This window comes from Streptomyces xanthophaeus (assembly GCF_030440515.1).
Lineage (GTDB): Bacteria > Actinomycetota > Actinomycetes > Streptomycetales > Streptomycetaceae > Streptomyces > Streptomyces kutzneri.
Window position 1 is genome coordinate 8215173 of record NZ_CP076543.1, and the last position, 21973, is coordinate 8237145.

Consider the following 21973-nt stretch of genomic DNA (forward strand, 5'->3'; position numbering starts at 1 on the left):
CCGGCAGGGCGGCCCTCGCGTCGCGGACGCCGGGCCGCCGCTGCTGCAGGGGGGTCCTCTCGGGGGCCTTCCGTGGCTGACGCGCGCCAAGGAGGGCGGGGCGGGTGGTTGGTCAGGGTCGAAGGGTACGGGCGAGGCGTAGTCCCACGTCCTCGATCCGGAGTGTGGGGTGGCTGCGCCGGCGCACCGAGGCGCGGCAGCTCCAGTGTTCGTCGAACCAGCCGCCGCCGCGCAGCACCCGGTAGGTGCCGTACACCGCGGGGTCGTAGAGGTCCCAGCACCATTCCCAGACGTTGCCGAGCATGTCGTACAGGCCCCAGGGGTTGGGGCGGCGGCCGCCGACCTCGTGGATGCGTTCTCGGGAGTTCCCGCGGTGCCAGGCGATATCGTCGAGGGGCCCGTAGCGGGGGCCGGTGGTGCCGGCCCGGCAGGCGTGTTCCCATTCGGCCTCGGTCGGCAGCCGGTAGCCGTCCGCGTCCCGGTCCCACGTGGCGACGGCCTCCCCGCCGTCCGCCGTGTCGGTGGTGTGGGGGATTTGGTAGGCGGGGGTCAGCCCTTCCTGCCGGGACAGGGCGTTGCAGTACCGGACGGCGTCCCACCACGACAGGCTGTGCGCCGGGAGCCGTCCGCCGTCCTGCCCGGCCTGTGTTTCGCCCGGGTGTGTTCCGGTGAGCTGTGTGTAGGCGGCCTGGGTGAGCGGGTACGCCGCGAGGCGGTAGGCGGCGACCTCGACGGTCCAGGTGCGTTCGGTGCGGCGGTCCGAGAGGGTGACGTGTCCGCTCGGCACGGTGATCATCATGCTGGGTTCCCCTGCTCGTGGTGGTGGTCGGCGACGGCGAGGGCGGCGGCGTAGCCGTCGGGGGCCGGCAGATCGGTGAGGATCCAGCCCGTCACGGGTGCCGGGGCGGTGGCGGAGCCGACGTACGGTTCGGCCGTGCCGAGGGCCAGTCCGGTGCCGGCGGCCTTGAGGCAGGCCTCCTTACGGGACCACACGCGGGCGAGGGCGGCGGGGCGCCGTGGTGGTGCGAGGGCGGTCAGTTCGGCGGTTTCCGCCGGGTGCAGGGAGTCGAGTACGTCGGCCACGGCGTCCGCGCCGGGTGTCTCCTCGATGTCCACGCCGACCGGGACGGCGGCGAAGGCGAGGTAGGCCAGGTCGCCGCTGTGGGAGAGGGAGAAATGGACGCCACCGCCCGCGACGGCGGGACGGCCGTGGGGGCCGCCGCAGCACGGGCAGTCCTCCCGGACCAGGGTGACCTCGCGCGGGTCCAGGCCGAGGCGGGCGCCGAGCAGGACCCGCAGTCCCAGGTGCGAGGCGAGGTAGCGGTGGCGGAGGCCGGGCAGCACCAGCCGTGCGGCCTTCTCGCGTTCCCCGGCGTCCAGGACGGCGTCCGCCTCCTCGACGCGGTACCCGCCGACCGTGCCCGCGGTGGTGTCCAGGGACCACACCGAGGCGGCCGTGCCCGAGGGCGGCGGCCCGATCCGCGGTGCACCGGGGCCGAGTTGATTCACGTACTCGATCATCCGACCGAGGGTAGACCAGGTTGCCGGTGGGCATGGCGGGCCGTCTCCTTCTCGGCGGATCGTCGGCCCGTCCGGCCTGCCCCCTCGGTCCGGCGCGTACACCGGTGTGCCGTTCTGTCCGTGTGTGGGGGCCTGTCCGGTGGCGGTTGGTGGTGGCGGTGTCGGTGGGGTGGGTACGGTCTGTTCATGTACTTGATCGGTCCGGGGCAGCAGCGGGGTCATGTCCTACTCGTGGCGGGGGATGCGGCGGTGTCCCGCCGGACGGTGCATCTCGCCCCCAGCGCGAATGTTGCGGCTCTTGGGATGGTGCCGGCTTCGGTGTTGCTCGGGAGCGAACTCCCCACCGACATGGTGTGTCTGGACGGGGTGTGCGACCCGAACACGGTGTTGGTGCGTTTGCGTGCGGCAGCTGTGACTCCGGGTCCGTTGTTCGTCTATCTCTCGGGTCGGCTCACGGCCGGCCGGCGAGGCCGCGGTCTGTTTCTGGCTTTGGCGGGGACGGCACGGGCAGCTGTGCGTTACACGGCTGTGCCGTGGGACTGGCTGGTGGGTGAGTTGCGGGCCCGTCCTGCCGGGTCGACGAGGGTGCTCGTCGATCTGGCGGCGGACAAGGAGGCGTGGTCGTTGCTCCAGGAGTGGGGCGGTCTGCCGGGCTTGCCGGGCGGGGTAGTGGTCGGGGTGGTGTGTCCGCCGGGTTTCGCGGCGGGGAGCGGCGCGGTCAGCGGCTACACGCGGCACTGGATCGAGCAGTTGCGCCGTGGTCCGGTCCGGCCGGCCGATGTACAGCTGCACGCTCTGGCGGCGGGGGCGGCGGGTCTTCCGCCGGGTGCGCTGGTCCTGCCGACCGCCCGCGAGCTGGAGATGCGTTCCGGCCCGCCGCAGCACCAGCCGGGCCGCCCAGGGGCGGACCGGCGGGAAGGCTGGCAGGACGGGGGCGAGCCGGCCGGCCCACCCGCGGGCGGGGCACCGGACGGGGATCCGGGTGGGGATCTCGGTGGGGATCCGCGGCCGTACATCCATACGCTGGCGACCGAGGGCCGCCATGCGGAGGCGGCTGCTCTGGCCGGTGCCTGGGAGGAGCATGTCCGGCAGCTGTACGGGTTCTCCTCGCCGGAGGCGGTCCAGTGGGTGGAGATCCGTGCGGATCTGGCTCGGATGGCGGGTGACTTCCTGCTGGCGACAGGGTTGTGGATGGGGGCCTGCCGGGTCCGGCTGGCCGGTCAGGGGGCGGCCGCTCCCGAGGTGTATGCCGCGGCCGCCGGGGCGCTGTACTGCTGGTCCCAGGTCCGCGACAGGGCTTCGGCGGTGGAGTCGGGGCCCGAACTGGTCGCTCTGCTGGGGGCCCTGCCCGCCCTGGATCCCCGTCATCTGCGGCTGGCGCAGGCACGTCTGGAAGTCCTGCGCGGCCCCGCGCTGCCGCGTGCCGTCCCCACCTGAGTCCGGGTCCGGCGGGGCGGCGGGTTCACCGCCGAACTCCGCCTTTGCGCCGATGGCCGCTGCCGCCCGCTGTCCCTGGCCGGTCCACCGGGTCGGCGGGCGGACCGCCCCGTCTCAGGCCCGGTTCCGGAGAAGGCGTGCGTCCCGGAGCCCGGGCGGGCCCGGACAGGAGCCGCAAGAGGCCCGACAGCATGGCGGCGCCCGACAAGGCTTGCAGCAGCGGGCCCTGCCCGCCCGTACCTGCGCAGCCGCGGCATCCGACACACCGTCCCCGAGCAGACCGACAGCCAGGGCCGCCCGCCTGCGCAGACGCGTACGCGGCGGACGGCAACCGGGCTTCGGCGCAGAGCGCGACAGGAAACGCCACACCGTCGAACGGGCCGTCAACCGCCGCGAACGGCACCGGGCATTCGCCACCCGCTACGACGAACGCCGCTGAAAGCGCGTTCGGGTTCGTCAGGCGGTTCCACTCAGCGTCTCGTCGTGTTGGCGTGCGGTGCGCAGGGCGTGGCCCCACCAGCAGAGGTCGTCGAGGAGAACTGTCGCGGCTTGCGAGGCGGTGTCGGTGTCGTGGGGTGCTCCGGTTTCGTCGAAGGGGAACTGGTGGAAGCTGACGGTTTCGCGAAGCGTGGTGGCATGGAGTTCGGCGAAGACGGGGCGTAGCTGCTCGACGGCGCGCAGGCCGCCGGAGAGGCCCCCGTAGGACACGAATCCGACAGGCTTGCGTCGCCAGAGGGGTCCGGTGATGTCGATGGCCTGTTTCAGGGAGGCGGGGAAGGAGTGGTTGTACTCGGGGGTGAGGACCACGAAGGCGTCCGCTTCGGCGAGGTGTTCGGCGAATGCGCGGCCGCGGGGCGTGAGGTCGGTGGTCCAGTGTGCCGGGAGGTCGGCGTCCGCGAGGTCGGCGACGGTGAGTTCGATGTCGGTGCGGGCGGCGGCTACGGCTTCGAACCAGCGGGCGACGGTGGGGCCGAACCGGCCTTCCCGGGTGCTGCCGACGACGAGAGCGATACGCAGAGGAGTGGTCATGACTCCATGTGTAAAACATCAAGTCCGGTCGAGGTCAAAGGCCTGAGGGCCACGGGCAGCGGTTCAACGCCTCGCCCTGGAGCTTCTGCTGACCGTGCGCCCGCCGATTCCAGTGCGCGGCCGTGCTCGCTGTGATGGTGGTGGCGGTGTTTCTGCCCGGGCTGCGCGTGGGCCACGTCGGTGCTGTCGGCGGGCCTGCGGGGTTGCCGCTCACTGACTCCTGGCCGCCCGGCCGCTCCTGCCGGTCGATGGCGGGGACCGCGGCGGATCCGCTGCAGGAGTGGCCGGTCACGCCTACCGGTCCAGGTCTGTCCGGGCCTGTCGCGGCGGGCCGTGGGAGGCGTCGTGGGGGTGGTCGTGGCGGCTGTGGGTCAGTTGCTGCGGGCGGTGATGTCGCCGTAGGAGGTGGTGGCACGGATGGTGAGGCCGGCGGCGGCGCCGTCGGTGTTGGTGAGGGTGTTGTGGATGCGGCCGTGGGTGGTGCCGGCGTCGAGGGTGGCGGAGGTGCCGGGGGCGGCGCCGATGGTGATGTCGCCTGCCTGGGTGGACAGTTCGACGGTGCCGTGGACGGCTTCGGCGATCTGCAGGTGGCCCTTCTGGGTGGTGATCTGCGCGGGGCCGCCCAGGCGTGCGATGTGGATGTCGCCGGCCGTCAGGGTGAGGTGGGCGCTCGCGGTCTCGTCGAGGCTGACGGTGGCCTGGGCGGCCTGGAAGGTGACGTCGCCGAGACGTCCGGTGCTGTGGAGTTCGGCGGCCGCGGTCTTCGCGTCGACGCGGGAGCCGGCCGGCAGCTGGACGGTGATCTCGACGGACCCGGAGTTGCCGAGGATCCGGTTCTTCGCCGGTGCGGCGGTGATCCGCAGGACGCCGTCCTCGTACTCGGCGGTGGTCTGCTCGGCGGCCTTCACGTCGCGGCCCTTGGAGGCGTCGGCGGGGAGGATCTCGACGGTGGTGTCGGACCGGTCGGCGGCGATGAACCGGATGAGCCCGGCGGGGACGTCCAGGACGGCGGCGATCGGGGCGGCGGTGGCGAACTTCTGCACGGTGCTTCTCCTTCATCAGCGGCTGCGCCTTGTGCGCCCCGCGGTTTCTGATGAACGAAAAGCTACGTTGCGTTCGATGTTCTGGCAACGTCTTCGTTGCCCGCAAACTGCATTCATGCAGGTCAAGTTGAGGATTTCATTGCAATGGTTTCGAGCTTAACGCAACAGCGGTCACCAGGCTCGTTGCAATGAACTGGGGGTGAACGCTATAGCGGAAGGATGATGGCGGGAATGCCTGTGCCCGACGGGTGTGATTGACGGCCCGTGAGGTGGACGGACGTCAGGCCCGGCCCACCACGCCCGTTTCGGGACCGGCCGGAGCCTCGGCGGCGCGCGGAGGACGCAGCGGGCGCGGCGGCCCGCTGCGTCCCCCGCACGTATGCCGAGATGTGTGCCGGTATGTGTGTCCGTCGCGGTCGGGTCAGCGCAGGACCGGGATCACGTCGTGTGTCTCGTCGACCTCGACGGCCGCGGTGCGGCGGCCGAACGGTTCCGGGGGAGCCTCGTCCGCGCAGACGGTGCCCCGCGCGGGCAGTGCCAGAGTGGCGAGGTAGTCGTCGACCAGGGCGCTGACACACGCACTGCGGTGGTAGGCGGTGTGTCCTTCGGCGTCGAAGGTCAGCAGCCGTCCGCGGTCCAGCGTCCCGGCCAGGGCCACGGCGTCCTGGTAGGGGGTGTCCGGGTCCCCGGTCGTGCCCAGGACCAGGATCGGGGCGGATCCCGCCGCCCGGTAGGAGCCCTCGAAGCGGCTCGGGCGCTCGGCCGGCCACTGGGCGCAGGCCGGGGCGTGGTTGTGGTCGTAGGTCGGCGGCCCGAGGCCGATCGGGGGTCCCAGCAGCGGTGCGGACGCGGCCTCGGCGCCGACCAGCGCGCCCAGCAGGAGCCGGCTTCGGGGGTAGAGGCGGTCGGCGCATTCGACGGCCAGGTTGGCGGCGAGGAAGTCGAACGAGGCGGGTGAGGGGGGCGACAGCAGGAACGAGGCCTGCCGGGCCTGGGCCGACCGCAGAGCCTGCCCCAGGTAGGGCCAGATCTCCTTGCCCGCGTTGATGTTGAACATCAGGCGGTAGGCCAGGGTGTAGCCGGTGGCCGGGCGCCCGCTCGCGGTGATCACCGGGTCCGTGTCCAGGTCCCGCTTCAGTTCCTCGAACGCCTGCCGCGGCCGGCCCTCACCGAACCCGCAGGCCGCCGAGTTGCGCCCGCACCAGTCCAGGAACCGGCCGAGGGCTGCGTCCAGGGCCGTGAACTGCGCGGCGTCGTACGCGTACGGCACATCCGCGTAGCGGCGCGGATCGTAGGCCCCGTCCAGGACCATGGCACGCACCCGCGCCGGGAACCGCGCCGCGTAGACGGTGCCGACGTAGCTGCCGAAGGAACGGCCGTAGAAGGACAGTGTCTCCTCGCCCAGGGCCTGCCTCAGCAGGTCGAGGTCCCCGGCGTTCGAGGCGGTGCCGATGAACGGCACCAGTTCCCCGGAGCGTTCCTGGCAGGCGGCGGCGAAGCCGGCGCCCTGGCGCACGGCCTCCCTCAGGGCCCCCGGCCCGGGCACACCGCGCGCACCGTCGACCGCGGCGGCGTACTCCTTGTCGTCCCAGCACTCCACCTGCCCGCTGCGCGCCACCCCGCGCATGTCGTACCCGACGACGTCGAAGGCGTCGCGCAGGGAGGCGGGCAGGGCCTCGTAGCTGCTGCGGGCGAAGTTCACACCGGAGTTGCCGGGCCCGCCGGGATGCAGCACCAGGACACCGGTGCGGCGCGCCGGGTCGGCCGCCGCCCGGCGGGTGACAGCGAGCGCGAGCGTGGGCCCGGCGGGCCGGCGGTAGTCCACCGGAACCCGGGCGGTCGCGCACTCGAAGCCGTCCGCCGCCCCTTCGCAGGGACCCCAGGACAGCACCGGGACGGGCGGCGCCCCCACGGCCCCCGCCCCCGCCGCGCCGGCGGCCCCGGCGGTGCCGGGCGCTCCCCCGAGGAGCGCGGTGACCGCGATCAGGACCAGGGATATCCCCCACACCACGCGCCTGCGGGGGTCGTCGGCCAAACGGGTCATACGGCGCTCCTCCGTCACGGATGCTGCGGACCGGGCGACAACGTAGCGGCCGGCCACCGCCCCTGTCGGCCCGCCAGGAGTTGATTCCCGGCTACCGCCAGGGTTGTACGCCCCAGACCCGCCCGCAGTCCGGCCTGCAGTCCTGCCCGCGGCCCGCCTGCGGTCCCGGGCCCGCAGTGCGGCCCGCAGTCCGGCTCTCAGTCCCGCCCGCAGTCCTGTCGTCGGCCGCCCGCGGTCCCGCCCGCGGTCCCGCCCGCGGGCGGGCTCCGTCCGGGGCGCTCGCCGTAGCCGTCCTCCGTCCTCCGTCGTCCCTCCGGTGCCGGGGTGGCATTCCGGGCATGTCCGGGCAGCGCCCGCCGTCGTTCCGGGTGACCATGGCCTCATGGATGCCGAGCCGGGGAGTGGCCCGTGACGGAGCAGGTGCTGGCGAGCTGGAACGAGGGCCCCGCCAGGCAGGCGGTCCTGGACTACGTCCACCGGGCGACGACACCGGGCGAGGGGTTCGTCGAGCCGGCCGACCGGATCGCAACGTTCGACAACGACGGCACGCTGTGGGTCGAGCAGCCGTTGCCGCCGCAGTTCGACTTCGTCTTCCGTACCTGGCAGGAGGAGGTCAAGGCCGACCCTTCGCTCGCGGCGCGCCAGCCGTACAAGGCGCTCGTGGAGGGCGACCAGGGGTTCTTCGAGGGCCTGGCGACGCAGGAACCCGAGGCGGTGGGCACCCTGCTGGAGGCGTTCGCCCGGTCGTGGGCCGGCACGGCACCGGAGGAGTTCGACGCGCGGGTGCGGGAGTGGACCCGGACGGTGCGGGATCCGCGGTTCGGCGTCCCGTACGTGGAGCTGGTCTACCGGCCGATGCTGGAGCTGTTCGACTTCTTGCGGGCCGGCGGGTTCCGGGTGTTCGTGTGCTCGGGCGGCGGTCGCGACTTCATGCGCGTGTTCGCCGAGGACACCTGGGGGATCCTGAAGGAGAACATCATCGGTTCGGCGGCCGCCTACACCTACACCGGCGGCCGGCTCGTCCGCTCCCGCGAGCTCCTGGGCGGCCTGGACCTGGGGCCGGGCAAACCCGAGCACATCTTCGCCCACACCGGCCGGCTGCCGGCCTTCGCGGGCGGCAACGCCGACGTCGACATCGAGATGCTCCGCAGCGCCGAGTTCGGCCTGCTCGTCCGTCACGACGACGACCGGCGCGAGTACGCCTACACCAAGGGCGCCGAGGCCGCCCTTGCCGCGGCCGGGCAGCACGGCTGGACGGTCGTGAGCATGAAGAGCGACTGGGCGACCCTGTTTTGACCAGGAGGACGCGTTGAACGACCTGACCGCCATCGACGTCCTCGTCGACCCGGACGAGGAGACTGTGCGCCGCGCCCGCGCCTGGAACGCCCGGATGCGCGCGAGCGTCCCGGACGGCTTCGCCCTGGACGCCTCCCACCGCCCGCACATCACCACCCTCCAGCGCTACGTCCGCACGGCCGGCCTGGACGAGGTGTACGAGGCGGTCCGCCGGACTCTGGCCGCGACCGACACGGGTGCTCTCACCTACCGGGCCGTCGCCCTCAGGCACGCCGACTGGGGTGTGCCCGGTCAGGGCCTCGCGGTCATCCTCCTGGAGCCCGGCCCGCAGGTCCTCGACTTCCAGGCCGCGCTGCTGGCTGCGGTCTCCCCGTTCACGGGGTCCGGCGGCACGGCCGCCGCCTTCGTCGCCGACCCCGGCGAGGACATCAGCCGCAGCACTCTCGACTGGGTCGAGGGCTACGTCCCCGCCCAGATCGGCCCCGGCCGCTACGCCGCGCACATCACCGTCGGCTTCGCCGCCCTCGACGACCTCACGGCTGCCGAGGCCGAGCCGTTCGACGCTTTCACCGTCCGTCCGGCCGCCGTCGCCGTTCACCAGCTCGGCAACAGCGGAGCCGCCCGCAAGCTCCTGCGAAGCTGGCCCTTCCCGAACCGACCGGACCCCGCTACGGACTGACGCCCGGCTCGTCGGGTGGACGCCCTGTCCTGTGTACACGGTCGCGGGTCTGCTGGGTCATCTCGTGGGTCTCGCTGCTGCTTTTCGTGACGCGGCTCGCAAGGATCTGGGTGTCACGACCGATACGGCTCCTGGTACGGCTGTGCCTGTTTTGTCTGTGGGCTGGCGTGAGGAGCTGCCGGTGGTCCTTGGCGAGCTGGCCCCTGGCCTGGCGGGAGCAGGCCCCCTCGCCCCGGCGGGAGCGGGGCCTGCGGTCTGGTGGGGTTGTGTCGTTGGGTGGTGTGGGTGGTGACGGTTGGTGAGGTTGGGGGGTGTTGGGGGTGACTCGGCCCATAGGGTCCATGTCACATACGAGTCGGGTTAGTAGCCTCCGGGTGGTCTCTTGCCGGGGGCTGGTACCGGTTCTGACCTGTGTGGTTTCCGGGTTGCTGGTGGTGGGGGCGGGGGTGTGTGGCTGCGAGGGTTGTTAGTACGTGGGGTCGTTGCCAGGGGGTCGGGGCGTCTGTAGAACTGGATGAGTCGCCAGGCGGCACGGGTACTTCACCCGCCGCCGACGAACCCCTCTCCACCGCGTGAGTGGCTCACGCATGTCTTAGGCATGCCTGCGACCGCCCTTGTTCCCTGTGGAAGGTCAATCCGTGTCCAACGCCGTCATCCGCCGCATCGCCATCTCGAAGAAGGCCCTCGCGGGCACCGTCGTCGCCCTGGGTGTCGCCGGTTCCATGCTTGCCACGGTTCCCGCTCAGGCGGCTCCGGTGAGCGCGAAGGCGATCGCGCAGCAGATGATCAAGGACCCGGCCCAGTTCGCCGCGTTCGACAAGATCATTTCTCATGAGAGTGGCTGGGACTACACCGCGACCAACGCTTCTTCCGGCGCGTACGGCCTGGCCCAGGCCCTGCCGGCCTCGAAGATGGCTTCCGCGGGTGCGGACTGGAAGACGAACCCGGCCACGCAGATCAAGTGGGGCCTGGACTACATGAACGACCGCTACGGCAGCCCCGTCGGCGCCTGGAACTTCTGGTCCGCCAACCACTGGTACTAAGCCACCAGCGGCAGCACAGCGCCGCGCGGCATCGTGCGGCGCAGCAGACAGCAGATATACGAGAACGCCCGGCCGGGACCTCCCGGCCGGGCGTTCTCGCGTACCCGCCCCGCCCGCCCCGCCCCGCCCGTCTCGCCGTCGGCCTGCCGGGTTGTCCGGCGGCTGTTCGGGGCGGGCCTGGTTGCATGCGGGCTTGTTGCCGGCTGTGGCTGGTGTGGTCACTGGCTGGGAGTGGGTGGTGGCACAGGGTGTGCCGGGCGGGGAGTGTGGGTGTCGTGCAGGACGGTGTTCATTGGCTTGCGGACCGGGTAGCCGGAGGGCGGCACCGTGTGGTTTTCGCGTACGGCGTCACGCAGCGGGAACTGGTGAACGGGCGTGAGGGGTGTGCACGGATCCGTCGCGTCGCCGATCACGGATGTGCAGGCATGGCACGTGGTTCTCGGTCTGGCGGCGGACGATGAAGACGTGGTGCGGGTCGGCGTGCGGCGGATGGTTTTTCGCCGTCGCATACGGGCCGGGGGAACGGCGCGGCGGGGCCGGCCGGCATGTTTCCGCAGCACGGGTGGAGGCGATCGGTCTCGACCCGTGGGTGGAGCGTCCACCGGCGGTGTTCTCCTACGTGAGGGACGGCGTGGACGTCTGCGGCTTCAACATGGGAGAAGAGCTGTGGTGATGGGGCGGGCAGTCGGACTTTCTGTGCCCGAGCTGGTGGCGGCCGGTGTCCTGTACCCCGACGGCCGGTACGCGCGGCCCGGGAGGAGTCCTGCCGGGACCGGGACCGCCACGCACTGGCACTCATAGAAGCCCGGTTCGGCCCGAGCCTGCCCCGCGGGGTGCTGGAGGACGAGCCGCTGCCCGCCTTCGCCATGGCCCGAGCGGCACCGCACGCCCGGCCCCGGCAGACGGGACACCACACACCCCGCCCCCGGTGGCCCCGACTCTGGCCCCGGTTCTGGTCGCGGCTCTGGCCCCGGTTGGGGTCCCGGTTCCGCCCCTGCTCCCGTCCCGGCCCTGGCCCCGGCAGACGGGACACCACACACCCCCAGGTCCCATCCCTGGTCCTGGCCCCACCCCTGGTCCTGGCCCCGTTCCCGGCTCTGGCCCTGGGCCGTCTCTTTCGGATCTTGCCTGACCCGCGCCGCCTGGCACCGCACCTCATCCCCCAGACTCCGTCCGGGGGGACCCCAGCAGGTTGTTCGGGGCGCCCGAGTACGTCCAGTACTCGGGCGCCTCTCCGCTTTGCGAGGCACGGCACCGGACGACGCGGGCTTGACCGGCAAGATCCGAAAGAGACGGCCTGGTCCCGGTTCCCCCGTGGTGCCGGTCCTGGTCCCGGCTCTGCCCTGGCCCCCGGTCCCGGCTCTGGGCTGGCTCCTGGCCTGCGGCCCCGGCCCCCGGGTCTGGCCCTGGTCTGGCTCCTGGCCCCGGCTCTGGCCTGCGGCCCCCGGCCCCCGGGTCTGGCTCCTGGCCCCCGGTTCCGGCTCTGGCCCTGGTTCCGGCCCCCGCCCCTGGTCCCGGTCTTGGCCCCGGTCTCGGTTCCGCTTCTGCTCCCGCTCCTGCTCCCGGTCCCGGTCCTGCTCCCGGTCCTGCTCCCGGTCCCGGTCCTGCTCCCGGTCCTGCTCCTGCTCCCGGTCCCGGTCCTGCTCCCGGTCCTGCTCCTGCTCCCGGTTCCGGTCCCGGCCTCCGCTCCTGGTCCCGGCCTCCGGTCCCCGGCCCCCTCCAGCCCCGCGGCCTCCGGCTCGGGGCTCGGGGCCGTCGTCGCGGCCAGGGGCTGGGGGTTGGGCTGCGTTTGGTGGTGGGTCGTCCGACGATGGGATCAGGGGCCGGGTGCGGGGTGCGCCTCCGCTCCGGGTGTGTCGGCTGAGAGGGGAACGTCCTGATGCACGCTGAGACCTCGCCGGCCGCGTGCAGGACGGGGGCTTTCGTCGCTGTCGCTGTCGCTCTGTTCTGTATCCAGCTCGATTTTTTCGCTCTCAACCTTGCTCTTCCCGGGATCGCGGCGGAACTCGGTGTCACGGTCTCGGCCGCGCAGTGGACCCTGTCCGCGTACATGCTCGCGATCGGCTGTTTCTTCATCGTCGGCGGCCGGGTCGGGGATGTCTTCGGCCGGCGTGGCAGCCTCCTGGCCGGGCTGGCCCTGTTCACTGCCGGTTCTGTGGGCTGCGCGCTGGCCTCCGGTCTCGGCCTGCTGGTCGCGGCCCGGGTCTTGCAGGGTGTGGGCGCGGCGTTCGTTTTCCCGGTGTCCGTGTCCGTGATCACCAACACCTTCCCGGGGGAGACCCGCGCCAGGGCCCTGGGTGCCGTGTTCGGCGTCGCGAACATCGGGACCGCGCTCGGGCCTTTCGTGGGCGGCGGGCTCACCGAGGGACCCGGCTGGCGCTGGATTTTCTGGCTGATGGCCCCCCTGGGCCTGTTCTCGCTGCTCACCGCTGTCCTGTATGTACCGGACTCGCGTGACTCCTCGGTGCCCCGTGAGCTCGACCTTCCGGGCTGTGCCCTGATCGTGTGCTCGCTGGCCGCGCTCACCCTGGCCGTGGAACGCGGGGACGCCTGGGGCTGGGGGAGTACCCGTACCCTGCTGTGCTCCGCCCTGGCCGTGACGGCCGGTGCTCTGTTCCTGCTGCGGGAGCGGGCCGCCTGCCACCCGCTGGTCGACCTGCGGCTCCTGCGGAATCTCCCGTACGTCCTGGTGACCGCGATGGGTTCGCTCACCAACATGGGCTACGGCGTCACCGTCTTCCTGGCCACTCTCTACCTCCAGGGCGTACGCGGGCTCTCGCCGCTGCTGGCGGGCACGGTGTTCCTGGCCCCGGCCCTGCTCGTCGCCGTCAGCGGCCCGCTCGGGGTACGCCTGGGCCGGCACATGCGGCCGACCGCGGTCATGGCACTGGCCGGCGCGGTCGCGGGCACCGGAATGTACGCGCTCGCCCAGGCCGGCGCATGGTGGCTGTACGTGCCGGTGTTCGCGTGGTGCGGCCTGGGCCTGGGCCTGGGCTGGACCTACTCCAGCGTGGCGACCCAGCAGGTCGTCGCACCGGCCAGGGCGGGGGAGGCCTCGGGCGTACTGCTGACGTTCCTGGTCACGCTGGGCGCGATCGCCCTCGCCGGGACGGCCGCGGCGCTCTCCGCGATGACCCCGCAGCGGCCGCCCGAGGACGCCTACGACACGGTCCTGCAGCTGGGCGGGACGGTCATCGTCGCGGCATCGGCCGTCGTCATGGCCGTACGCCACCGGCTCGTGCGGCGCGGCAGGATCCCGCCGCTGTCCCTGCGGGCGGACGACACCACCGCACGGGAGCCGGGCCGCCGGCCCTGACGGGCGCGGAGCGGACGCCACGCCCCGGTGTGCCCGGCCGACGGGACCCCGGGTGGCCGCGCCTCCCTCACCCGCGTCCCTCACCCGCGTTCCTCAGCCGTGTCCCGCACGCCGTGACGGGGGACGCGAGGGCAGGGCCGGCGGCCCGCGCTGGCCCGCGGCGCCACCCCGGGGCGGCCGGCCACCGCACCGGGGACCTCCCCCCGATCTGCTGCCGGCCGGACCGGTCCGCGGGTCTGCGGCGCGCCCTGGACCGGCAGGACCGCGGCCATGCCGATGGAGCCGCTGCCGGCCGGAGCCCAGGGGGCGGGGGAGGTCTGGCCCGGGTGCCGGCGGCCGTCCCCGCCGATGGGCGGCACCAGCGCGGCCGTCCCGCCACGACCGGCATCCAGCCCGGCCGGGACGGCGCCGTGACGGGGCGGGCCGGCGATCGCGCGGCCCCGCCCGCGGCCGCGCGTACGGCTGTGAGCGCCCGGGACGCGCCGCCGATGCTGCCATCGCCGGCACCATCGCCATCGCCATCGCCGGCACCGGCACCGGCACCGGCACCATCGCCGGCACCGGCGCCTGCCGGCGGCGCGTGTTCCGGGTCCGGGGGCCTTGTCGTGCGTGTCCCGTGTCCCCGGCGGGCCTGTGCCGTGCGCAGCCGGGTGCGCCGGCGGTGGAACAACTGCCGGGCGGCCACCCGGACCTCCCGGGGCCGGAGCGGCCGGCAGGCCGTCAGGACACGGGCGAGGCCGCTCCGGACGGGACCGCCTCCCGCGTTGACGGCTCGCGGCCACGGCCGGATAACAGCGGCCGCCGCCGGACACCAGGCCCGCCGCTCCGGGGATCTGCGGGGGTGCGGGCCGGGACGGGCAACGGGTCCGGCGGTGGTGGAAGACGCGCCCGCGGCAGGACGGCTGCGGCACCGGCGTGCCCGGCCGGCCGCCTCCCGACGCGTCGCGCAGGCACCGGAGTTCGGGGAACCGGGTGCGCAGCCCGGTACCGAGACCGCCTGGACCAGGCCCACGTCCACGAATCCCGCGGTCCGCCCGGTCCCGTCCGCCGCCCGGGACACAGCCATGACGCCGCGCGCCGCCGGCACCCCTGGAGCGGATCACCGCCCCCACCAGACCCGCCCCCACCAGACCCAGACCCAGACCCCGGCTCCCACCCGGCTCCCACCCGGCCCCGGCCCTCACGCGGCCCCGGCCCCTACCTGGCCCCGGCCCCGGCCCCTACCCGGCCCTGGCCCCGGCCCTGGCCCCGGCCCCGGCCCCGGCCCCGGCCCTCACGCGGCCCCGGCTCCCACCCGGCCCCGGCTCCCACCCGGCCCCAGCCCCGGCCCCGGGGGCCTGGGCCTGGGGCGGGTGGACAGGGGTGGGCAGTGCTGGACAGTCACCGGCTCTGCAGGGCCTGGAGACCGGACACCGCCCGGCACGAGTCTGTGTCCCATGAACGTTGCACGTACACAGCCGGACGGGGCGGCACACCCGCGCCCCCGGCCCCCGGCGGCTCCGCCGCCCACCCGGCCGCCGCACCCCCCGCACCCTCCCGCCGCTACCACCACCGCCATCACCGTTGCCGTTGCCGGCAGGGCCGCGCCCGTACTCCCAGGAGCTTCCACCATGACGTCCCGCGCGCTGCGTACCCTCACCGTGCTGACCGCCACCGCTTCCCTCTGTGCCACCGCCTCCGCCGCCTACGCCGCACAGGACACCGGCCACCGCACGCCGGGGATCGCTGCCGCCTGGGCCCGCGCCTGGAACGGCACCGAACCCCAGGCCCTCGGTGCCCTGTTCACCGCCGACGGCACCTACACCGACGAAGCTGTCGGTGTCACCTTCCGTGGCCGCAAGGAGATCGCGGGGTGGAAGGCCCGCGCCGACACCCTCATCGACAACGTCCACGTCACCATCCGCAGCGCCCGCCTCGACGGCGACCGCATCACCGTCCGGGCCGTCTACTCCGGCCATCTCAAGGGCGCACCCAAGCCCTTCGCCGTACCGATGACCACCCGGCTCGACCTCGACAGGAACCACTGCCGCATCGCCGTCGACCAGGACCACTACAGCCTGGCCACCGTCCTCGCCCAGTCCGGCCTGCCCGCCGACTGGACCCCGCCCGCGGCCTGACCCCGCCCGCCGCCCGCGGCCGGGCGCTGCCAGGCCGTCTCCTTCGGATCCTGCCCGGTTCCCGCGCCGCCCGGCACCGCACCTCATCCCCCCGGACTCGGTCGGGGGAGCCCCCAGGCTGCCGGGCCGCCCACGTACCTCCCGCCCGCGCGCCCCTCCGCCCGGGGGCTCCTCCGCCCGGGGGCCGCTTCTCCGTCCGGGGGTTCCTCCCGGCGGTGGCCGGGGGAGACGCACGGTGCCAGACGGTGCGGGCTCAGCCGGCAGGATCCGAGGGGGACGCCCCCTGGTGCCGGCCGGTGACGAGGGCGGGCAGTTCGCGCATGTCGTCGAAGACGACGGTGCCCGGGCCCGCGAGCCGTTCCGGCGGGGTGAGTCCGCCCGCGTAGCCGAAGGCGCGCATGCCGGCGGCGCGGGCGGCCTGGACGCCGGGGCGGCTGTCCTCCACGACCACGCACGCGGCGGGGTCGACGCCCATCCGCCGTGCCGCGTGCAGGAAGAGGTCGGGGGCGGGTTTGCCGCGGGCCACATCGGCAGCGCTGAAGATACGGCCTGCGAAGCGTTCGTAGAGCCCCGTGACACCAAGGGTGTGGCGCATCTTGTCGTGCGAGCCGCTGGAGGCGACACACACCGGCAGGGTGATCTCGGCCAAAGCCCCGGGCAGCCCGTCGACCGCCTCCAGCCCGCGGTCCACCGCGTCCCGGTGGCGCCGCAGGAGCTGTTCCCACCACAGGGCGGCCGTCTCCTGGCCCAGCCGCTGCGCGATCTGTTCGCAGATCGACTCCTTGGAACGGCCGATGAACCGGTCGACGGCCTCCTCGTGGGTCAGCGGCCAGCCGAGCTCCGCTCCCAGGGCCATCTGGATACGCACGGCGATGCGTTCGGTGTCGACGAGCACTCCGTCGCAGTCGAATATCACGAGTTCCACCGGCTTGATCATCCCGGCAGCATAAGGGCCTGCCGGACCCGCACGGCGCGCGTGTTACGGCCCCGCGCCAGGGGGCCGGGGGCACCCCTTTTAGCGGCCGCCGCGGCGCGCGCCGAAGTGCAGCGCGAGAGAGGCGGCGGCGGTCGCGGCGGCGACGCCGGCCACCATGAATCCGTCGCGTGAGCGCCAGGACAGCACCGACCAGCGTGAGCGCGCGGACAGCAGGGAGCCCGTGCTGAGCCAGGAGGCCGCCGAGAGCACGGACAGGGAGGAACCGATGGAGGCGGCACAGAGCGCGCTGCCCACGGAGCCGATCGACAGGACCGAGCCGACCGAGCCGATCGACAGCACCGAGCCGACCGAGCCGATCGACAGGACCGAGTCCTTCGACCAGAGGGAGAGGGCCGACCCCTCACCCCCGCACCACGAGTCCGTCCACGCATGAGATTCGGTCACGGGCCCATCCTGACAGGGAAACCGGCCCCGGGGGACCGGCACCCGCCGGGCGGACCGCATCCCCGGCCGCAGGCAGGCACAAGCCGGCGCAGGCCGGCATCCCGGCATCCCCGGCCCGGCCCGGCCCGGGATGCCGGCGGAGGGGAAGCACCCGCCCCTTCACGCGCTCCGCGCGCCGCAGGGGGCACGTGACCGGCGGCGTACCGTCGTCCGGCTTCGGCACGGGCGGCCGCGGACCGGCCACCTCGTGGGTGAACGCGTACCCGACCGGCCCGTCAAGCCCCGGCCGCCGCGGTCCGCGAAGCGGCCGCACGCGCCCGGCCGGCCTCCGCCGTCGGCGTCGGCACGCCGGCGCCCGCCGCGTCACGGCCGGCCGCCGCCACCAGGGTCCTGAGAGCACCTGTGCCGCCGGCTCCGCGGACTGCGATACGCCGCCGGCGCCCGCCGCCTTCCGCTCCCCGCCGGGCCCCCCGCATGAAGCGGCGCACGCCCATGGCCTGACCGCCCGCCGGCCCGCCCGTCCGCCGGTCCGTCCGGGCACGGCGAACGGTCTCGGGTACGACGGCTGCCGGTCCCCTGCGCGAAAGCAGCGGACGCCGGCCCGGCCAGCCGGCCGGCCCGGACACGCTGCCGTCCTGCTGCTCTGGCCGGCGGCCCGAAGGCCCCTCGCCGCCTCCACCCGGGTGATCACCGGCCGGGGCGGGCCCGGGGCGGGCGGAGCCGGCCGGAATCGAACCGGCGTCCTCGCGATGTTGGAGACCGCGCGCGTCGACCTCTGCGCTACGGCCCCGCCCGCCCCCAACCGTACCGGTGCCGTTTTGCAGCCGGCAGCGCAGAAAGCCGGCCCGCCCCGCCCCCCGGGCCCGCCCCGCCCCCCGGTCTGCCCCCGCTTCTTCCGGCCCGCCCCCAACCCCCGGCCCGGCCCCGCTCCTTCCGGTGCGGCGGCGGCCCGGGAGCACATTGCACTCTTCCCGGACAGGCGTGCCCGAGAACGTCCGGTTATCGATCCTCCGGGGGGAACGCAGCGTGTGTGCGCGTCGGTTCACCGGAGGGAACCGGGCCGGCCGGGCCCGCACGATCGGTCCCGGCCGGCAGATTCGATGGCAAGGAGAAACCGTGCGCATACTCTTCACCGGACCGGCGGCAGCCGGCCACCTCTTCCCGATGATCCCGACCGCCCAGGCCTTGCGTGCCGCCGGCCACGAGGTGCTGTTCGCGGGCTCGCAGCCCCTGGGCCAGCTCCGCGAGGCCGGTTTCCCGATCGTCGAGATAGGCGACGGCCGCAGCATCCGGGACGTCTTCGAGCAGTCCACGGACGAGGAAGTGCGCTACGTCGCACCGGACATGACCACCGACCAGATCCTGGACCGGGCGGCCCACGGTTTCGCGCTCGTCTCCCGCTCCACCGTGGACGGTCTGCTGGAGGCCGCCGAAAGCTGGCGCCCCGACCTGCTGGTCTACGACTCCTTCCAGGCGTCGGCCCCGCTGGTCGCGGCCAAACTGGGGATCCCGTCGGTGGTCCACAACTTCGGCGTCACCTCGGGCCTGGACATGGTCGCCCGGCTCGCCGCCAACTTCACCGAGGCGTACGGGACGTACGGGGTGGACGCCCCGGCCGAGCCCACCGCCCTGAACATCGTCCCCGCCTCGCTCGGCGGCGACCCGGGCGGCCTGCGCGTGCGCTACCTCCCCTACAACGGCGGCGGCACCGTCCCCGCCGGACTGCTCCGGCGCGCAAGCCGTCCGCGGGTCGCCATCACCCTGGGCACCGTGCTCACCGAGCTGGACGGCGTCCGCGCCATCGTCCGCCTGATCGAGGCCGCCGCGTCGGTGGACGCCGAGTTCCTGCTCGCCGTCGGCGATGCCGACCTCGGCCCGCTCGGCACCCTCCCGGACAACGTCCGCCCGCTGCCCTGGGTCCCGCTCGCCGAGCTGCTGACCGCCTCCGACGCACTGGTCCACCACGGCGGCTCCGGCACCCTGCTCACCGCCCTGCAGGCCGGCCTGCCCCAGCTCCTGCTGCCCCAGGGCGCCGACCACTTCGCCAACGCCGCCGCCCTGACCGCCACCGGCGCCGCCCTGCGCTCCGCCTCCGACGACGTCGACGCCCCGCTCCTGGCCCGCCTCACCGCCGACCCGGCCCTGCGCGAGGCCGCCACCCGCCTGCGGGCGGAGAACGCGGCCCTGCCGACCCCGGCCGAAACGGTCCCCGCCCTGGAGGCCCTGGCCGCCTCCTGAGGAGCCCACACCGGGTCCGTACGGCCACCGGCCCGGCCGGACGGCCGTACGGACCCCGCCCCCGCCCCCCGACCCCGACCCCGGCCCCGGCCCCGTCCGCACCCCCTGCGGCGGGGCCCGTACGCGGCTTCGCGCTCAGCCCGCGCCGTCGGCGCTCAAGGCGGGCAGGGGGGTGCGGCCGGCCACGGCCATGAGTTCGAGCGGGAGTTCCGTGTCGTGCTGCCCGACGGTGAGGCCGATCCAGCGGCCGCTGCCCGGGACGGTCCACACCTGCATGCTGCAGGCGCTCTGGGAGAGGCTCTCGACCGGCTCCGGGGCCCGCCTCCCGTCGAAGCCGGCCTCCAGGTACGACCCCAGGTCCACGGTGAGCGGATCACCCCAGCGCACCGTGAGGGCCGCGGCCAGAGCGCCGAGGACGGCGCTCATCTGCGCGTCGGCCCGGTTCAGGGCCCGGTGGTACGCGTCGTCCCAGAAGTCCTCGCTCGCGCGCAGCACACGGACGCGATGGTCCGGGCCCCCGTAACCGGTGGCGTCCTCGAAGCCCGCCGCCGGGAAGGGCTGCGCGATCATCGCGTCGATGACCGGCAGGTATAGCCCAAGGGCCTCTTCCGGGACGGCTTCCGGCTCAGCGGTGCTGCTCATGGGCCCAGGCTACGAGACCGCCCGGACAACCCCCGCAGCGAGCCGGAAGGGGACGGCCCCGCCACCGGGCGGAGCCGCCCGCGAGGACACTCCCAGCCACCCCCCGGATCCCGGTCCCGGCCGCCCCCCGGATCCCGGGCCCGGCCGCCCCCCGGATCCCGGGCCCGGCCGACACCCCCCCCGGATCCCGGTCCCGGTCGGCCCTCCCGGTCCCGCCCGGCAGAGGCTCCCGGCCCCCCCCGGATCCCGGTCCCGGTCGGCCCTCCCGGTCCCTCCCGGCAGAGGCTCCCGGTCCCGTGCGGCGGGCGGTCCGGCACGGGTGGCCGGAACTCGCCCGGGGCGGGTGAACAGGGGGCTACGTGCTGGTAACTTACGCGAGTTGATCAAGGTCGGGGTGTGGCCGGCCACGCTCCCGGCCGGAGCCACCCCCACCCCAGTCAAGGAACCACATTGGCACGCACCGTCGCCGCGGCGGCCCTCGTCCCCGCCACGGCCCTCGCACTCGGCCTCTCCCTCCTCGCCGCCGCCCCCGCGTCCGCCGCGGACGCACCCACACCGCACCTGGACTCGGTCGAGCAGACCCTGCGCCAGGTCTCGCCGGGCCTGGAGGGCTCGGTGTGGGAGCGCACCGCCGGCAACCGGCTCGGCTCCTCCGTCCCCGGGGGCGCCGACTGGCTGCTGCAGACCCCCGGCTGCTGGGGCGACGCCGCCTGCGCCGACCGGCCCGGATCGCGCCGCCTCCTGGACAAGATGCGCCAGGACATCGCCGGCGCCCGGGAAACGGTGGACATATCGACGCTGGCGCCCTTCCCCAACGGCGGCTACCAGGAGGCGATCGTCGCGGGCCTGAAGGAGGCCGCCGGCAAGGGCGGCCGGCTCAAGGTGCGCGTCCTGGTGGGCGCCGCGCCCATCTACCACTCCACGGTGATCCCCTCGTCCTACCGCGACGAGCTGCTCGCGAAGCTGGGCCCGGCCGCCGCGGGCAGCATCACCCTCAACGTGGCCTCGATGACCACCTCCAAGACCGCGTTCTCCTGGAACCACTCCAAGCTGGTCGTCGTGGACGGCACTTCGGTGATCACCGGCGGCATCAACAGCTGGAAGGACGACTACCTGGAGACCGCCCACCCGGTCGCCGACGTCGACCTCGCGCTGACCGGGCCCGCCGCCGGCTCCGCGGGCCGCTACCTGGACTCCCTGTGGGACTGGACCTGCCGCAACAAGAGCAACTGGGCCTCGGTCTGGTTCGCCGCCTCGCCCGGCGCGGACTGCATGCCCTCCCTGCCCCGCCCGGCCGCCCCGGCGGGCGGCGGGGACGTGCCCGCGCTCGCCGTCGGCGGCCTCGGCGTGGGCATCCGCCAGAGCGATCCCGCCTCCTCCTTCCGCCCCGTCCTGCCCACGGCCGGCGACACCAGGTGCGGCATCGGGGTGCACGACAACACCAACGCCGACCGGGACTACGACACCGTCAACCCGGAGGAGAGCGCCCTGCGCGCCCTGGTCTCCAGCGCGGCCTCGCACATCGAGATCTCCCAGCAGGACGTGCACGCCACCTGCCCGCCGCTGCCCCGCTACGACATACGCCTCTACGACGCCCTCGCCGCGAAACTCGCCTCCGGCGTGAAGGTCCGCATCGTCGTCAGCGACCCGGCCAACCGCGGCACGATCGGCAGCGGCGGCTACTCGCAGATCAAGTCCCTCTCTGAGGTGAGCGACGCCCTGCGCGGCCGCCTGACGGCCCTGACCGGCGACGGCGGCCGGGCGCGCACGGCCATGTGCGAGAACCTCCAGCTGGCCACGTTCCGCGCGTCCGACCGGCCCACCTGGGCGGACGGCAAGCCCTACGCCCAGCACCACAAGCTGGTCTCGGTCGACGGATCGGCCTTCTACATCGGCTCCAAGAACCTGTACCCGTCCTGGCTCCAGGACTTCGGGTACGTCGTCGAGAGCCCGGCCGCGGCCGGGCAGGTCAAGAGCGACCTGCTCGACCCGCAGTGGCGCTACTCCCAGGCCACCGCGACGTACGACTACGCCCGCGGCCTCTGCCAGGCCTGACACCCCCAGGCCCCAGGCCCCAGGCCCCAGGCCGCCCAGGCCCCAGGCCCCCGGCCGCCCGCGCCCGGGCGCCCCGGGTGTCCGCCTCCCCGCCCCCGCAGTGCCCGGCCCCCGCGGCCGGGTGCGGCGGGG

Annotated in this window: 16 protein-coding genes and 1 tRNA gene; 8 read left to right on the plus strand and 9 right to left on the minus strand. The window is 74.1% G+C overall.

The window, feature by feature from the left end:
* Nucleotides 1-112: 112 nt before the first annotated feature.
* Both KO717_RS37150 and KO717_RS37155 read right to left on the minus strand, forming a co-directional pair.
* Nucleotides 113-796: a formylglycine-generating enzyme family protein gene (locus KO717_RS37150; RefSeq protein WP_301374981.1), complete on the minus strand. Its 684-nt coding sequence runs from the start codon at nt 794-796 to the stop codon at nt 113-115.
* Nucleotides 796-1521, minus strand: a complete 726-nt coding sequence (locus tag KO717_RS37155; RefSeq protein WP_301374299.1) for a 4'-phosphopantetheinyl transferase family protein — start codon at nt 1519-1521, stop codon at nt 796-798. Before KO717_RS37155 ends, KO717_RS37150 begins: the two co-directional genes overlap by 1 nt.
* Nucleotides 1522-2034: 513 nt before the next feature.
* Between KO717_RS37155 and KO717_RS37160 the strand changes: the two genes are divergently transcribed.
* The gene (locus KO717_RS37160; protein WP_301374301.1) at nt 2035-2958 is read left to right on the plus strand and encodes a hypothetical protein; all 924 of its coding nucleotides are present in this window, start codon (nt 2035-2037) and stop codon (nt 2956-2958) included.
* A gap of 456 nt (nt 2959-3414) precedes the next feature.
* Here KO717_RS37160 and KO717_RS37165 read toward each other — a convergent pair whose 3' ends face one another.
* From KO717_RS37165 to KO717_RS37175, 3 genes are all read right to left on the minus strand, one after another.
* Nucleotides 3415-3987 carry an NADPH-dependent FMN reductase gene (locus KO717_RS37165; protein ID WP_301374303.1) on the minus strand — a complete coding sequence of 191 codons (573 nt, stop codon included), beginning with the start codon at nt 3985-3987 and terminating at the stop codon, nt 3415-3417.
* 371 nt (nt 3988-4358) lie between these two features.
* A complete protein-coding gene (locus KO717_RS37170; RefSeq protein WP_301374305.1) occupies nt 4359-5030 on the minus strand; it encodes a DUF4097 family beta strand repeat-containing protein in 672 nt (223 codons plus the stop codon).
* A gap of 421 nt (nt 5031-5451) precedes the next feature.
* Nucleotides 5452-7074, minus strand: coding sequence for an alpha/beta hydrolase (locus tag KO717_RS37175; RefSeq protein WP_301374307.1), 1623 nt, complete (start codon nt 7072-7074; stop codon nt 5452-5454).
* 408 nt (nt 7075-7482) lie between these two features.
* Between KO717_RS37175 and KO717_RS37180 the strand changes: the two genes are divergently transcribed.
* From KO717_RS37180 to KO717_RS37205, 5 genes are all read left to right on the plus strand, one after another.
* Nucleotides 7483-8370: an HAD family hydrolase gene (locus tag KO717_RS37180; RefSeq protein ID WP_301374309.1), complete on the plus strand. Its 888-nt coding sequence runs from the start codon at nt 7483-7485 to the stop codon at nt 8368-8370.
* Nucleotides 8371-8383: 13 nt separating this feature from the next.
* Complete coding sequence (locus KO717_RS37185; RefSeq protein ID WP_301374310.1) at nt 8384-9049, plus strand: hypothetical protein; 666 nt, start codon at nt 8384-8386, stop codon at nt 9047-9049.
* A 638-nt stretch (nt 9050-9687) separates the two neighbouring features.
* Nucleotides 9688-10092 (plus strand): transglycosylase SLT domain-containing protein, encoded by a 405-nt coding sequence (locus KO717_RS37195; protein ID WP_301363652.1) that lies wholly within the window; start codon nt 9688-9690, stop codon nt 10090-10092.
* Between the two features lie 1879 nt (nt 10093-11971).
* Nucleotides 11972-13408, plus strand: coding sequence for an MFS transporter (locus tag KO717_RS37200; protein WP_301363651.1), 1437 nt, complete (start codon nt 11972-11974; stop codon nt 13406-13408).
* A 1610-nt stretch (nt 13409-15018) separates the two neighbouring features.
* Nucleotides 15019-15525 carry a nuclear transport factor 2 family protein gene (locus tag KO717_RS37205; RefSeq protein WP_301363650.1) on the plus strand — a complete coding sequence of 169 codons (507 nt, stop codon included), beginning with the start codon at nt 15019-15021 and terminating at the stop codon, nt 15523-15525.
* 253 nt (nt 15526-15778) lie between these two features.
* Here the strand turns inward: KO717_RS37205 and KO717_RS37210 are convergent, their stop codons facing one another.
* The 3 genes from KO717_RS37210 to KO717_RS37220 form a co-directional block, all read right to left on the minus strand.
* Entirely contained in the window at nt 15779-16462 is a 684-nt protein-coding gene (locus KO717_RS37210) for an HAD family hydrolase (protein ID WP_301363649.1), read from the minus strand.
* Nucleotides 16463-16540: 78 nt separating this feature from the next.
* Nucleotides 16541-16906, minus strand: coding sequence for a hypothetical protein (locus KO717_RS37215; protein ID WP_301363648.1), 366 nt, complete (start codon nt 16904-16906; stop codon nt 16541-16543).
* A 715-nt stretch (nt 16907-17621) separates the two neighbouring features.
* Nucleotides 17622-17696 (minus strand) — tRNA-Trp (locus KO717_RS37220).
* A 326-nt stretch (nt 17697-18022) separates the two neighbouring features.
* Between KO717_RS37220 and KO717_RS37225 the strand changes: the two genes are divergently transcribed.
* Nucleotides 18023-19144: a glycosyltransferase gene (locus KO717_RS37225; RefSeq protein ID WP_301363647.1), complete on the plus strand. Its 1122-nt coding sequence runs from the start codon at nt 18023-18025 to the stop codon at nt 19142-19144.
* A 135-nt stretch (nt 19145-19279) separates the two neighbouring features.
* Here KO717_RS37225 and KO717_RS37230 read toward each other — a convergent pair whose 3' ends face one another.
* Nucleotides 19280-19786 (minus strand): hypothetical protein, encoded by a 507-nt coding sequence (locus tag KO717_RS37230; RefSeq protein ID WP_301363646.1) that lies wholly within the window; start codon nt 19784-19786, stop codon nt 19280-19282.
* 450 nt (nt 19787-20236) lie between these two features.
* Here KO717_RS37230 and KO717_RS37235 point away from each other — a divergent pair, with 450 nt between their 5' ends.
* Entirely contained in the window at nt 20237-21841 is a 1605-nt protein-coding gene (locus KO717_RS37235; protein WP_301363645.1) for a phospholipase D-like domain-containing protein, read from the plus strand.
* Nucleotides 21842-21973 lie beyond the last annotated feature (132 nt).